The sequence below is a fragment of the Rhodococcus sp. NPDC056516 genome (assembly GCF_042794655.1).
Classification (GTDB): Bacteria; Actinomycetota; Actinomycetes; order Mycobacteriales; family Mycobacteriaceae; genus Rhodococcus_F.
Genome location: NZ_JBHTTG010000001.1, coordinates 556,484 through 569,392, shown reverse-complemented (window position 1 = coordinate 569,392; position 12,909 = coordinate 556,484). Strand labels below are relative to the sequence as shown.

The 12,909-nt window shown below is 63.2% G+C and carries 15 protein-coding genes; 9 read left to right on the top strand and 6 right to left on the bottom strand.

The window, feature by feature from the left end; genetic code table 11:
* Window positions 1-72 precede the first annotated feature (72 nt).
* Window positions 73-645, bottom strand: coding sequence for a peroxidase-related enzyme (locus ACFQ6Y_RS02720; RefSeq protein WP_378628673.1), 573 nt, complete (start codon window positions 643-645; stop codon window positions 73-75).
* 154 nt (window positions 646-799) lie between these two features.
* On the opposite strand from ACFQ6Y_RS02720, the gene ACFQ6Y_RS02715 reads away from it, so the two are divergent.
* Window positions 800-1,678 carry a GyrI-like domain-containing protein gene (locus ACFQ6Y_RS02715; RefSeq protein WP_378628669.1) on the top strand — a complete coding sequence of 293 codons (879 nt, stop codon included), beginning with the start codon at window positions 800-802 and terminating at the stop codon, window positions 1,676-1,678.
* Between the two features lie 62 nt (window positions 1,679-1,740).
* On the opposite strand, the gene ACFQ6Y_RS02710 is transcribed toward ACFQ6Y_RS02715, so the two are convergent.
* Both ACFQ6Y_RS02710 and ACFQ6Y_RS02705 read right to left on the bottom strand, forming a co-directional pair.
* On the bottom strand, window positions 1,741-2,388 hold the full coding sequence (locus ACFQ6Y_RS02710) for a CoA transferase subunit B (RefSeq protein ID WP_378628665.1): 648 nt from the start codon (window positions 2,386-2,388) through the stop codon (window positions 1,741-1,743).
* Window positions 2,385-3,131, bottom strand: a complete 747-nt coding sequence (locus ACFQ6Y_RS02705) for a CoA transferase subunit A (RefSeq protein WP_378629781.1) — start codon at window positions 3,129-3,131, stop codon at window positions 2,385-2,387. The genes ACFQ6Y_RS02710 and ACFQ6Y_RS02705 overlap by 4 nt, the downstream gene beginning before the upstream one ends.
* A 171-nt stretch (window positions 3,132-3,302) precedes the next feature.
* Here ACFQ6Y_RS02705 and pcaH point away from each other — a divergent pair, with 171 nt between their 5' ends.
* The 6 genes from pcaH to ACFQ6Y_RS02675 are packed head-to-tail and all read left to right on the top strand — an operon-like array spanning window position 3,303 to window position 9,222.
* Window positions 3,303-4,022 carry a protocatechuate 3,4-dioxygenase subunit beta gene (gene pcaH, locus ACFQ6Y_RS02700; RefSeq protein WP_007730015.1) on the top strand — a complete coding sequence of 240 codons (720 nt, stop codon included), beginning with the start codon at window positions 3,303-3,305 and terminating at the stop codon, window positions 4,020-4,022.
* Window positions 4,015-4,647: a protocatechuate 3,4-dioxygenase subunit alpha gene (gene pcaG / locus ACFQ6Y_RS02695; RefSeq protein ID WP_378628661.1), complete on the top strand. Its 633-nt coding sequence runs from the start codon at window positions 4,015-4,017 to the stop codon at window positions 4,645-4,647. Before pcaH ends, pcaG begins: the two co-directional genes overlap by 8 nt.
* Window positions 4,648-4,658: 11 nt before the next feature.
* Window positions 4,659-5,987 (top strand): 3-carboxy-cis,cis-muconate cycloisomerase, encoded by a 1,329-nt coding sequence (gene pcaB / locus ACFQ6Y_RS02690; protein ID WP_378628656.1) that lies wholly within the window; start codon window positions 4,659-4,661, stop codon window positions 5,985-5,987.
* Window positions 5,984-7,165, top strand: a complete 1,182-nt coding sequence (gene pcaD / locus ACFQ6Y_RS02685) for a 3-oxoadipate enol-lactonase (RefSeq protein ID WP_378628651.1) — start codon at window positions 5,984-5,986, stop codon at window positions 7,163-7,165. The genes pcaB and pcaD overlap by 4 nt, the downstream gene beginning before the upstream one ends.
* Window positions 7,162-7,986 carry an IclR family transcriptional regulator gene (locus tag ACFQ6Y_RS02680; RefSeq protein ID WP_378628647.1) on the top strand — a complete coding sequence of 275 codons (825 nt, stop codon included), beginning with the start codon at window positions 7,162-7,164 and terminating at the stop codon, window positions 7,984-7,986. The genes pcaD and ACFQ6Y_RS02680 overlap by 4 nt, the downstream gene beginning before the upstream one ends.
* Before the next feature lie 24 nt (window positions 7,987-8,010).
* The gene (locus ACFQ6Y_RS02675; protein WP_378628642.1) at window positions 8,011-9,222 is read left to right on the top strand and encodes an acetyl-CoA C-acetyltransferase; all 1,212 of its coding nucleotides are present in this window, start codon (window positions 8,011-8,013) and stop codon (window positions 9,220-9,222) included.
* Here ACFQ6Y_RS02675 and ACFQ6Y_RS02670 read toward each other — a convergent pair whose 3' ends face one another.
* The gene (locus ACFQ6Y_RS02670; RefSeq protein WP_378628638.1) at window positions 9,223-9,762 is read right to left on the bottom strand and encodes a MarR family winged helix-turn-helix transcriptional regulator; all 540 of its coding nucleotides are present in this window, start codon (window positions 9,760-9,762) and stop codon (window positions 9,223-9,225) included.
* 72 nt (window positions 9,763-9,834) lie between these two features.
* Here ACFQ6Y_RS02670 and ACFQ6Y_RS02665 point away from each other — a divergent pair, with 72 nt between their 5' ends.
* Window positions 9,835-10,560 (top strand): SDR family NAD(P)-dependent oxidoreductase, encoded by a 726-nt coding sequence (locus ACFQ6Y_RS02665; RefSeq protein ID WP_378628633.1) that lies wholly within the window; start codon window positions 9,835-9,837, stop codon window positions 10,558-10,560.
* Here the strand turns inward: ACFQ6Y_RS02665 and ACFQ6Y_RS02660 are convergent, their stop codons facing one another.
* Window positions 10,561-11,280 carry a dienelactone hydrolase family protein gene (locus ACFQ6Y_RS02660; protein ID WP_378542280.1) on the bottom strand — a complete coding sequence of 240 codons (720 nt, stop codon included), beginning with the start codon at window positions 11,278-11,280 and terminating at the stop codon, window positions 10,561-10,563.
* 45 nt (window positions 11,281-11,325) lie between these two features.
* Entirely contained in the window at window positions 11,326-12,378 is a 1,053-nt protein-coding gene (locus ACFQ6Y_RS02655) for an ABC transporter substrate-binding protein (RefSeq protein WP_378628630.1), read from the bottom strand.
* A gap of 320 nt (window positions 12,379-12,698) precedes the next feature.
* Here ACFQ6Y_RS02655 and ACFQ6Y_RS02650 point away from each other — a divergent pair, with 320 nt between their 5' ends.
* Window positions 12,699-12,902, top strand: coding sequence for a cold-shock protein (locus tag ACFQ6Y_RS02650; RefSeq protein ID WP_003939930.1), 204 nt, complete (start codon window positions 12,699-12,701; stop codon window positions 12,900-12,902).
* Window positions 12,903-12,909 lie beyond the last annotated feature (7 nt).

Sequence of the window (12,909 nt, the reverse complement as noted above, 5' to 3'; positions counted from 1 at the left end):
TCGTCGGCTGAGTTCCAGACGTTACGACCGGTCGGTCCGAAAAATTGAAAGCTTGTGTTCAGCGAGCGGGAATCAGGTCCGCGGAACTCGCCCCATCAGGTAAAACTCCGGGTTGGGCAGCATGCCGGAAAAACTCGCCATTCGGTTACTGAGGCCGAAAAAGGCAGTGATCGCCGCAATGTCCCACGCATCCTCGTCACCGAAGCCGTGCTTATGGAGTGCATCGAAATCGGCGTCGGCGATTTCGTGAGAGGCGGAGTTCACCTTGGTGGCGAAGTCGAGCATCACGCGCTGACGATCGGAGATCTCTGCGGTGCGATAGTTGACCGCAACCTGATCGGCAACCAGTGGCTTCTTTTCGTAGATACGCAGAATCGCGCCGTGGGCGACAACGCAGTACGTACATTTGTTGGCCGCAGAGATCGTGGTGACGATCATTTCTCGATCACCCTTGGTGAGCACGGAATCTTCCTTGAGCATGATCGCGTCGTGGTACGCGAAGAATGCCCGGAATTCCGCTGGGCGACGAGCGAACATCAGGAAGACGTTGGGCACGAACCCCGACTTCTCCTGGATCTCGAGAATCTTGGTGGCGATGTCCTCGGGCACCTCGGTCAATTCAGCTTGCGGAAAACGGGTGCTCACTGTGCCTCCTGGTCAACCAACGATATCCGATTCAAGATAATGATGATTAACTGAGTTGTCCAGATGCATTTCCTGCCCTACTTTTTCGGGCACGGATAGTCGGGTACGACCGAGGCGATCTGCGTAGCGTGAAACCCGTGAACAGGAAGACACGATGATCGACGGACTGAACCGCGCGCTCGACTACATCGAAGGCAATCTGAGCGGCGAGATCGACACAGCCGAGATGGCAAGGCTGGCAACCACCTCGGAATATCACTTCCGAAGGATGTTCTCGGCCCTAGCCGGCATCCCCGTGTCGGAGTACATCCGTCGACGTCGACTCACCCTCGCCGGTGCCGAGTTGTCGGTCAGCAGGTCAGGAGTGTTGGAGACAGCCGTGAAGTACGGGTACTCGTCCGCGGAAGCCTTCACACGAGCGTTCACCACATTTCACGGCGTGAGTCCCGGCGCAGTCAAACGCGCTCCCGCCGTTCTCAAATCACAACCGAAGCTTGTCATTCACGTGACGTTGAAAGGAGCCACACCGATGGACTACATGCTTGTAGACAAACCCGCCTTGACGGTAGTCGGATTCAAAACCCGGGTACCACTGGTTCACGAAGGTCCCAATTCTGCCATCGAAGATTTCACCCGCACCGTGGACAAGGTCGCGCTACGAGGACTGCGCGAGTTGTCCGATCAAGAACCGGAGGGAATCGTCAGTGTTGTCGACAATTTGGCGTATCCCAGAACCGAAGGCACAGAACTGGATTACTACCTGGGAGTGGTCACCGGCGAAACCGCGCCCTCAGGCTTCGACGCGCTTTCGGTCGACGCTCACACGTGGGCCGTGTTCACCGCCGACGGATCGGCAATCGAGTCTGTGCAGTATCTGTGGCGAGACATCTACACGGAATGGTTCCCGGCCAACCCTTTTCGCTCCGTGCCTGGTCCCGAGATAATGCGTACCGAGTACAACGACGATTACACCGTCGCACGCTTTGAACTCTGGATTCCGGTCGAGAGCGAACTGAAGGACAACGGCGCGTAAAGCAGCCGCCGGGTCGGCGGAAGTCACGACCCGGCGGCTGAGTACCCAGATGAAACAAACTGTCAGAGAATCAGTTTCGCTCCGGTCGCAGCAACCACGTCGTCGACGCTGATGCCCGGCGCCGTCTCCACCAGGCGGAGACCGTCGGCAGTCACGTCGATCACGGCCATGTCGGTGATGATTCGCTGGACGCAGCCCTTACCGGTCAACGGAAGTGAGCACTCCTCGACGATCTTGTGCTCGCCCTTCTTCGAGACGTGCTCCATCATCACGATGACGCGCTTTGCGCCGTGGACCAGATCCATCGCGCCGCCCATGCCTTTGACCATGTGGCCGGGGATCATCCAGTTCGCGAGATCGCCGGTGGCACTGACCTGCATGGCACCGAGAACGGCAACGTCGACCTGACCGCCACGGATCATGCCGAACGAAGCGGAGGAATCGAAGAACGACGCACCGGGGACAACGGTGATGGTCTCCTTACCTGCATTGATCAGCTCGGGATCGAGTTCGCCCTCGGTGGGGTACGGCCCCACGCCCAGAACGCCGTTCTCCGAGTGCAATACCACGGTGATGTCGGTCGGGAGGTAGTTCGGAACCAGCGTCGGCATGCCGATGCCGAGGTTCACGTACTGCCCGTCCTCGAGTTCGCGCGCGACGCGGGCCGCCATCTCTTCGCGGGTGAGTTTGGTGGGTAGTACAGAAGTCATGCTCGTACCGTCCGATTCTCGATGCCGACCGTCACGGGGCCGACGTGGACAACGCGCTGAACGTGAATACCGGGCGTGTGGATCTCGGCGGGGTCGAGTTCGCCGGGTTCGACGAGGTGCTCGACCTGCGCAATGGTGATGCGACCCGACGTTGCTGCAGCCGGATTGAAGTTCTGGGTACTCGCGCGATAGACGAGGTTGCCGTGCCGGTCACCCTTCCAAGCGTGAACCAGTGCGTAGTCGGCGACGATGCCGCGCTCCATCACATAGGTGACGCCGTCGAAGTCGCGAGTCTCCTTGGGCGGACTGGCAACTGCTATGCCGCCGCTGCCGTCGTAACGCAGTGGCAGGCCGCCGTCCGCAACCTGGGTGCCGACGCCGGCCGGGGTGAAGAACGCGGGAATTCCGGCTCCCCCGGCACGCATGCGCTCGGCGAGCGTGCCCTGCGGCGTCAGTTCGACTTCGAGCTCACCGGAAAGGTACTGACGCGCGAACTCCTTGTTGGAGCCGACGTACGAGCTGACAGTACGGCGGATGCGCCCCTTCTCCAGGAGCACTCCGAGCCCGAACCCGTCGGTGCCGCAGTTGTTGCTCACCGTTTCGAGTGACGTCGCGCCCTGCGCGAGGAGCGCATCGATGAGGATCTCCGGCACTCCGACGAGTCCGAAACCTCCGACAGCGATCGTGACGCCGTCCGGCACGTCGGCGACGGCCTCGGCAGCAGTGGGAATGACTTTGTCCATCATGTCGATCACAGTAGCGCGATGCGTACGTATTGTGAACCCCCGTGCGCATCACGAACATTTTTCGCCCCCGGCATTGCCTGGGTCACATTCACGAACTATTCTGTTCGCAGAGCGCAACACATGTACACATTGCGAACACCTTCACGTAACCGAACGACGAGGTTCCCTATGCTGCATCTACCGCCGAGGTACCAGCGGCCGACAGGCGTCAACGCCCCGGCCGATTTCGCGGACTACAAGACCACTTCCCTTCGCCACCCGAAGCAACCGCTGAAGCTGCTCCCCCAGCGACTCACGGAACTCACCGGGCCGGTATTCGGCGAAGATCGCGTCGGCGCCGGCGAAAACGACCTGACCATTGCCAACGGCGGCGAAGCACAGGGACAACGCATCGTCGTCCACGGGCGCGTACTCGACGGCGACGGAAAGCCGGTCCCCCACACGCTGCTCGAGGTGTGGCAGGCCAACGCCGGTGGACGCTACCGCCACACCGGCGACAACTGGCCCGCGCCGCTGGACCCGTTCTTCAACGGGCTCGGTCGCTGTGTGACCGACGCGAACGGCCACTACAGCTTCACCACGATCAAGCCCGGCGCCTACCCGTGGATGAACCACGACAACGCCTGGCGACCGGCACACATCCATTTCTCGCTGTTCGGCACGGCATTCACGCAGCGCCTCGTGACGCAGATGTACTTCCCCGACGATCCGATGTTCTTCCAGGACCCGATCTACAACGCGGTACCCGAAGCAGCACGTCACCGCATGGTCAGCGTCTTCGACTACGACGCCACAGTCCCCAACTGGGCTCTCGGGTTCCGCTTCGACATCGTCCTGCGCGGCCGTAACGCCTCCGTATTCGAGAACGAGGAAGACCACGATGACTGACAGGCAAACACCTATATACCCCGTCGTCCCCGGCGACTTCACCACTGCCCCCTTCGGTGTCACGCCCTCTCAGACCGTCGGGCCGTACTGGCACATCGGCCTCCCCTGGACGGACGGCCCCGACGCTGCCCCGAGCGATACCCCCGGACGAATCACGCTGGCCATCACGGTGATCGACGGCGCCCGTACACCCGTCGCGGACGCGATGATCGAAACATGGCAGGCCGATACGCTCGGACGCTTCAACCATCCGGACGATCCCCGTGGCGCAGTGGAGCTCACTCCGGCTGGTTTTCGCGGATTCGCCCGCAGCGCAGCGGATCCCACGGGCACTGCACTGGTTCACACCGTCAAGCCCGGTGCGCTGCCTACCGAAGCTGACGTGAGCGAAGCCCCACACGTCAACGTGTCGGTATTTGCGCGCGGCATGCTCGACCGCCTGGTCACCCGCTTGTATTTCCCCGAGGATGCCGACGCACACGCAGCAGATCCGGTGCTGTCGTCACTGAGCGAAACCGAACGCGCGAAGTTGGTTGCAACCAAGGTCGACGGTGGGTACTCCTGGACGGTCTATGTTCAGGACGAGGACGCGAACGGCGTCGAGACGCCCTTCTTCGAACTGTAAGAGGAGTACACATGCCCACTCGCGGCGCACTGTTCGATCCGGTGTTCGGGGCCACCCGAGTAGCGGAACACCTGTCCGACCAGGCGTGGGTCACCGCGTTGCTCGACGTGGAAGCCGCGCTGAGCTGCGCGATGGCCACCGTCGGATTGGCGGACGGGGAACATTGCGCCGCGGTGGCTGCTGCAGCGGCCGAACTCTCTCAACCGGGTGGTCTGGACATCGTGGCGCTCGGCCGGGCGTCGGCAGCCGGTGGAAACCCTGTCATCCCGCTGGTGAAGATGCTTCGCGAAAGGGTGGGACAGGAAGGTGTACCTGCCTCGGTGGTGCATCCGGGAGCCACCAGCCAGGACATCATGGACTGTGCACTGATGCTGTTGACGCGACGCGCGGGCGCGGTGGTGCTCGCCGACCTGACACGCGCCGCCGATTCCGCCGCCCACCTCGCCCGCCTCCATCGCTCCACTCCGATGGTCGCGAGAACTCTGGGCCAGCAGGCACTTCCGACCACCTTCGGGCTACTGGCATCGAGTTGGTTCACCGCACTCGACGCCGCAGCGATTCGCCTCGAGATCGTATTGTCCACGTTGCCGGTTCAGTTCGGCGGAGCCGCAGGAACACTCGCTGCGTTGTATCCCGACGGGCTCAGGATCGCCGACGCGCTGGCCGACGAACTCGGCCTGGCCAGGCAGGTCACTCCCTGGCACACCGACCGCGTGACCATCGCAGAACTCGCGACCACACTCGGTATCGTCGCCGGCGCCGTTTCCAAGCCCGCCACCGACATCACCGTCATGGCGTCCACCGAACTGTCCGAGGTTGCCGAGAGCGCTCCGGGCGGCTCCTCGGCCATGCCGCACAAGCAGAATCCGGTTGCCGCGATCACCGCCCGCGCGGCAGCGCGACGTGCTCCCGCACTGGTGGCCACAGCCCTGTCGAACATGGATCACGAATTCGCCCGCGCTGCAGGCCCCTGGCACGCCGAGTGGGAAACCGTCACCGAACTCCTGCGTCTGGCAGGCGGAGCAGCGCACCAGCTTTCCGTCAGCCTCACCGGCCTGCAAGTGCACACCGAGTCGATGGCACGCAATCTCGACATCACCGGTGGCCTGATTCTCGCCGAGCGGGTCACCAAGGCACTGTCCGCGCACACCGATCGAGCACGCGACATCGTCACAGCGGCAGCCACTTCCGGAATCCGGTTGGATCGTGATCCCGCCATCGCCGCGCACCTGAGCGAAGCGGAGATCGCCGAACTACTCGACCCCGCACACTATCTGGGCCACGCCACCGATCTGGTCGACCGTGCCCTCGCCGAACGCCCTACAGGAGGATCTCGATGAGCGTCGCGCTCAACTTTCAACAGACCGGCAATCCTGATGCTCCCGCAGTAGTTCTCCTGGGTTCACTCGGATCCGATCTGTCCATGTGGCAGCCGCAGATTCACGCGCTGTCGAATCGGTACCGCGTCATCGCCGTCGACCATCGCGGCCATGGCAAGTCGCCGGTCCCCGCGGGCCCCTATTCCATCGCCGATCTCGCCGATGATGTCATCGCTCTCCTCGATTCGCTCGAACTCGAATCCGTCCATTTGGTCGGGCTCTCCCTCGGCGGCGCTGTCAGCCAGTGGATCGCCGCGCACCACCCCACTCGCGTCGAGACGTTGACCTTGATGTGCACGTCCGCGCAGTTCGCCCCGGCTCAGCCGTGGATCGATCGCGCCCAGGCAGTCCGAGCGGACGGAATTGCATCCATCGCGGCCGCCGTGGTCGGACGCTGGTTCACGCCGGGACTGGCCGACAACGATCCGGAACTAGTTGCCCGCCACGTCGCAATGGTCGAAGCCACACCTGACGAGGGCTATGCCGCTTGCTGCGAGGCACTTTCGGTGTGGGACGGCCGCGCCGACCTGGCCCGCATCGTCGCTCCGACGCTCCTCATCGCGGGCGAGCAGGATCCAGCGACGCCTCCGGCGACGTTGAGCGCGATCGCCGACGGTATCGCCGACGCGGTGCTGCACGTCGTTGATCCCGGCGCACACCTCACCAGCGTCGAGCAGGCCGGGCGCGTCACCAAACTACTTGCCACGCATATCGCCTCGCACACATCTGCGCTCGCCCAACGTAGCGCCGCGGTGTCGGCAGGCATGACCGTACGACGCCAGGTGCTCGGCGACGCCCACGTCGACCGTTCCATTGCTGGTGCCACCGAATTCACGGCCCCGTTCCAGGACTTCATCACTCGCACGGCGTGGGGCGACATCTGGTCACGCCCCGGCCTCGATCACCACACCCGCAGGCTCCTCACTCTCGCGATCCTCACCGCCGTCGGCAACGAACACGAACTCGACATGCACATTCGCGCTGCGCTGCGCGCCGGGATCGATCCCGACGAACTCGTGGAAGTATTTCTCCATACCGCGGTCTACGCGGGTGTGCCGAACAGCAACTTGGCTTTTGCGCTGGGAAAGCAAGCACTCGCGGACCTCTCGGCCGAACCTGAGGAGAACGAGACAACATGAGTGAGAACAGCAGCGAGCAGGCGCCGGGACCGTCCCCGGACTACGTGCAGTCGCTGGCCCGTGGGCTTTCCGTCATCAAGGCTTTCGACGGTGAGCACCCGCGTCGCACCCTCAGCGATGTTGCCAGGCACACCGATCTCACGCGTGCGACCGCTCGCCGCTTCCTGCTCACACTCGTCGAACTCGAATACGTACGTACTGACGGTTCGGTGTTCTGGTTGACGCCTCGCGTCCTCGAACTCGGCTACAGCTACCTGTCCAGTCTGTCTCTCCCCGAGATTGCCGGGCCGCATCTGGAAGCTTTGTCCGCCAAGGTCCGTGAATCTACGTCCGTGTCGATCCTCGACGGTGACGACGTCGTCTACGTGGCTCGTGTTCCGGTCAGCCGCATCATGACGGTGTCCATCACCATCGGCACGCGCTTTCCCGCCTATGCGACGTCCATGGGCAGGGTCCTGCTCGCGGGCCTACCCGACGACGCATTGGACGGCTACCTCGCCCGAGTGTCCTTCGCCCGCCTGACCGGCAAGACCATCTCCACGTCCGACGGACTGCGCGCCGAACTCGAGAAGATTCGCGCCGACGGATTCGCGATAGTCGATCAAGAACTCGAAGAAGGTCTGCGCTCGCTCGCCGCACCCATCCGGGACGCAACCGGTGACGTGGTCGCGGCCGTCAACATCTCCACCCAGGCTGCCCGCTACAGCGCCGAAGCTGTTCGCGATGAACTGGTTCCGGCCGCAGTCGCCACCGCAGACGCCATCTCCATCGATCTCGGACGTACTCAGTCGTCCAACAATCACTCGGCAGCTACTCGCTGACCGGGCAGACCCAAGGAAGAACCAATGCCTGACGTTGTCATCTGTGAACCGCTCCGCACCCCTGTCGGCCGCTTCGGCGGTGTATTCCGCGACGTTGCCCCGGAAGATCTCGCCTCGACGCTGATCACCGAACTCGTCACGCGTACCGGCATTTCCGGCGCGGAGATCGACGATGTCATCCTCGGCCAGGCTTCACCGAACGGCGAGGCCCCTGCGATCGGACGCATCGCGGCGCTGAACGCCGGTCTAGGTGTGGACGTTCCTGGCATGCAGGTCGATCGCCGGTGCGGATCGGGATTGCAGGCAATCATCCAGGCTGTCATGCAGGTTCAGTCCGGTGGCAGTGATCTGGTCCTCGCCGGCGGTGCCGAGTCGATGAGCCAGGCCGAGTTCTACGCGACCGGAATGCGTTGGGGCGTCAAGGGTGAGGGTGTTGCACTCAACGATCGTCTGGCCCGCGCCCGCATCACAGCCGGTGGACGCGACTTCCCGGTCCCCGGCGGAATGATCGAAACGGCAGAGAACCTGCGCGCCGAGTTCTCGATCAGCCGCGAAGATCAGGACGCACTCGCGGTGCAGTCGCATCAGCGTGCCGTCGCAGCACAGAAGAACGGCGTCTTCGCCGAGGAAATCGTTCCGGTATCCGTTCCGCAGCGCAAGGGTGAGGCCCTCCTCGTCGACACCGACGAGCATCCGCGCGCCGACACCTCGATGGAATCGCTTGCGCGCCTTCGACCCATGCGCGGAAAGATCGACCCCGACTCCACTGTCACCGCAGGTAATGCCAGCGGTCAGAACGACGGCGCAGCGCTGGCGATCGTCACCACCGTCGACAAGGCCCGCGCTCTCGGACTGCGACCGCTCGCGCGCCTGGCGAGTTGGAGCGTTGCGGGCGTTCCGCCGCGCACCATGGGCATCGGCCCCGTGCCGGCGTCGGAGAAGGCACTCGGCCGACTCGGGCTGACCCTGGCGGACATGGATGTCATCGAACTCAACGAAGCCTTTGCGGCACAGGCACTTGCAGTCCTGCGGACCTGGAAGCTCGAAGCCGACGACCCGCGCATCAACCCCAACGGCTCCGGCATCTCCCTCGGACATCCGGTCGGTGCCACGGGTGGGCGAATCCTGGCTACCCTGTTGCGCGAGATGGACCGTCGCGAAGCGCGTTACGGCCTCGAGACGATGTGCATCGGCGGCGGGCAGGGCCTGGCTGCGGTGTTCGAGCGCCTGTCCTGATCAAGCCCCGACGTGTGCAACGCCGGGGTCTCCGAGTTCGCCTCGTAGGCCGTCGAGAAAGACACGTAGCAGGTCGGTGAGTTCGGCCTGCTGCTGCTCGGAAAGAATCGACGTCAGTTCGGCTTCACGGCCGAGGACTCGGTCCACCAATTGCTCCACCAGCTCGTGGCCGGCGGCAGTGAGTGTCACGAGCACAATTCGTGACCCCACCGCGGCGGGAGATCTCTCCACCAGACCCGCGTTTTCCGCGCGCGCGAGTCGCTGCGAGATCGCACCGGCCGTGACTCCGGTCTGCTCCGTGATCTGGCGAGTCGTCAACTGATACGGCTCGCCGGATCGCCGCAGGACACTGAGCAGATCCAGAGTCGCCGTGTCCGCACCTGCCGAGGCCAGTACCCGTCGGCGATCTTCCCCCAGCAGCTTGGCGCACATCCACAGCCTGGTCACGATGCCGATACCTTCTACAGGCGTGCCCGGCCTCTCGCGAAGCCAGGCCAACGCAACCGCGTCCACCGCGTCGTCCGGGTTGTAGTCGCCCACCACTGCACACCTCGTTTAGCTCTAAATGATACGTTCTTCGTATAGGTCTAAACGTAGCTCACGGAGGTAGGCATGACTCGCACAGTTCTGGTAACCGGCGGCGGCACAGGGATCGGGCGCGCAGTAGCGGCAGCGTTCGCCCGCGATGGAGACACAGTTTTTGTCACCGGCCGACGCACAGAAACACTCGAAAAGACCGCACAGGCGTTGGGGGCCGATGTTCACGCCGTGACGTGTGACAACTCCGACCCGAAAGACCTGAAACAACTGCAGGATTCGCTTCCGGGAACCATCGACGTCGTGGTGCACTGCGCCGGCGGTAACACGGACTTCGACCGCGAAGCACCGTCAGATCTGGAATCCGTGGCCGCCGCGTGGCGTGCCAATCTGGACTCCAATCTGATCTCGGCAGTGTTGACCACAGCAGCAGTTCGAGATCGAATCCCCAGTGGCGGTGCCGTCATCACCATCGGATCGATTGCCGCCGACAAGGGCGCGGGCGCGTACGGCGCTGCCAAAGCCGCAGTTGCGACGTGGAATATCGATCTGGCCGCCGAACTGGGCCCCGAAGGCATCACGGCGAACATCGTCTCCCCCGGTTACATCGCTGACACGGAGTTCTTCCGGGACTTTCTGACGGACGAGCGTCGCGCAATGTTGATCGAATCCACCAGCACCAAGCGCGCCGGAACCCCGGACGACATCGCGTCGGCCGTCCACTTCCTTGCCTCACCGGGTGCCAGGCAGATCACCGGTCAGGTATTGGCAGTCAACGGCGGTGAGAGAACCAGTCGCTGATCATGCCAGGTGACGCTCGAAGAACGAGTCGATGCGTTTCCAGGCATCCTGCGCTGCAACAGGATCGGGACCGATTCCGAGGATTCGCTCCAGCGGACGAAGGACCTTGGGTCCGGCCTCCGCGTCGTTGAGGAACGCGTGACCGGCTGTGGGGTACTCCTTGACGTCGTTCTCGATACCGGCATTGCTGAGCGCCGTCTCCAGTTTCGTTGCGGCGCCGCGGAGCGAGAAGTCCTTGCCTCCGAAGCTCCCGACGATCGGGCACGAATCCACGACGGCCTCATCGAGTTTGCGTGGAAGCTGGCCGTAGTTGACCGAGGCGGCGTCGAAATCTCCGGCGCTGACCATCGCGAAGCCACCACCCATACAGAATCCGATGACACCGATCTTTCCGGTGCAGTCCGGGGATTCCACCAGCCAACTGCGAGCGACTTCGATGTCGGTGAACGCCTTGCCGTGCCCTCGAAGCATCGACGTCATGGTGGGCACGAGGCACCGCTTCGCTCCACCCGCGCTGTAGAGGTCGACAGCGAGCGTCAAGAACCCCGCAGCGGCCAGTCGCTTGGCTTGCCGCTGCATCACCTCTTCGAGCCCGAAGGCCTCGTGAATCATCACTACCCCCGGCCACGGGCCGGGGGTAGTGGGGGTTTCGAGTATCGCTCGCAGCGGTTGTGATCCGCCGACTACTGCGGCGCGGCCCGTCAGATCTATGTCCACCATGTTTCGATGCTAGGCCGACACGGCGTCAATAGGCTCGGAAGTGGCTCAGGCGAGCTGTTTTCCCTGGCCGGCCGCGAGTCCGGTCAAGACCTCGGCGAGTTGAGGCAATGCGTACGGTGCGCTCAGGGGACCGAAATTGTCGACAAAGGCATTCGAGAGCAGAAGTTCGACAGGCGCGTAGGCTCGCGCCTTCACCGCGGGGAGGTTCTGGAAGACTGCGAAGTTCTCCAACCTCGTCGTCGCTTCCGGATCAGAAGCGAGGCTGAGCAAAATGTCTGCGGGTGCGAGTACCTCCGCCTGCTCCATCGACAGCGCAGTCATCTGCTCGGCGTTGTATCCGCGATAGTTGAGTCCGAGTTCGCGCAGCAGAACCCCGGGCGCACTGGCATCACCTTGCACGTACAACTGGTCGCCGTACATCGAGCCGATCATGATCGCCTTGCCACCCAAACCGTTCAGCGAAGCAGCGGTATCGGCGATCAGAGCGTCAGTCCGGGCGATCGCCGCCGTAGCAGCCTCGTCGACAAAAGCGGCCTGCCCGACCGTGGCGACGCCGTCACGCCACGACGTGGTCCAGTCCAACGCCACGACCGGCGCGATCTGACTGAGCTTCTCAGCCGCCGGTTCGAGATAAGTCTTCATTCCGATGATGAGGTCCGGCGAGTAGCGCGCGATGATTTCCGGGTTGATTTCGCCTGTGGTGTCGAAGCTTTCGAGATCAGCTATTCCCGCGGTGCTCTGCCACGGCAGAGCACCGCGGTCCCACGCTCCAGTATTGCCGTAGGCGACGGGGTGCACGCCGAGGGACAGGAGAAATTCGAGATCCGTGAAGTCGCTGGCGACAACGATCCTTTCCGGCTTTCCCGAGATCGTCGTGGTCCCGAGCGCGTTGATCACCTGGCGTTGCTCGCCGGCGTCAGCGGAATCTGACGACGTCGAACAACCCGCAAGGATGGCCGCCGCTGCCGCTGCGCCTACACCGAAGAACCCGCGGCGGTTGAGCTGATCCACAAGGTCAGCAGTCGTGGGTGATTCGCGAATCGTTCCGTACATGTGCGCACTCTCCTTCTCGGCGTCTGCTGCGCGCGCCGAGGGCACAGCGAATGAGAGGTTAGCCCACCCTCAGCTCCCATGGGGTCCCTACGTTGTCGACTTCGAACGATCCGAGCGCGAGAACCGCGCTGGGCAGCTTTCTCGCTGGTCTAGCCCCGCAGGCTGGCATGCGAGCCACGAGTCCAGGCCTTCGACGGATTGATCAGACAAGTGCCGAAGATCGGTATCCCTCCTCCTTGTCGGCCCCTGACAAACTCGCTTCTGCACGTCGCCCACCGTTCGACTTGCGCGGCATGGGAGGATAGACACATCGAGATCGGGACTTCGATGTGAGGGCCCGGATCGAGTTTGTAGGGAGTATCGGTATGGCACAGGGCATCGTGAAGTGGTTCAACGGCGAAAAGGGCTTTGGTTTCATCGCTCCCGACGACGGAACACCGGACGTGTTCGTTCATTACTCTGAAATCTCGGGCAACGGCTACAAGTCGCTCGACGAGAACCAGCGTGTGGAGTTCGAGGTTGGCCAGGGCCAGAAGGGTCCTCAGGCTACCAATGTGCGCGCTGTCTAATCAGTGA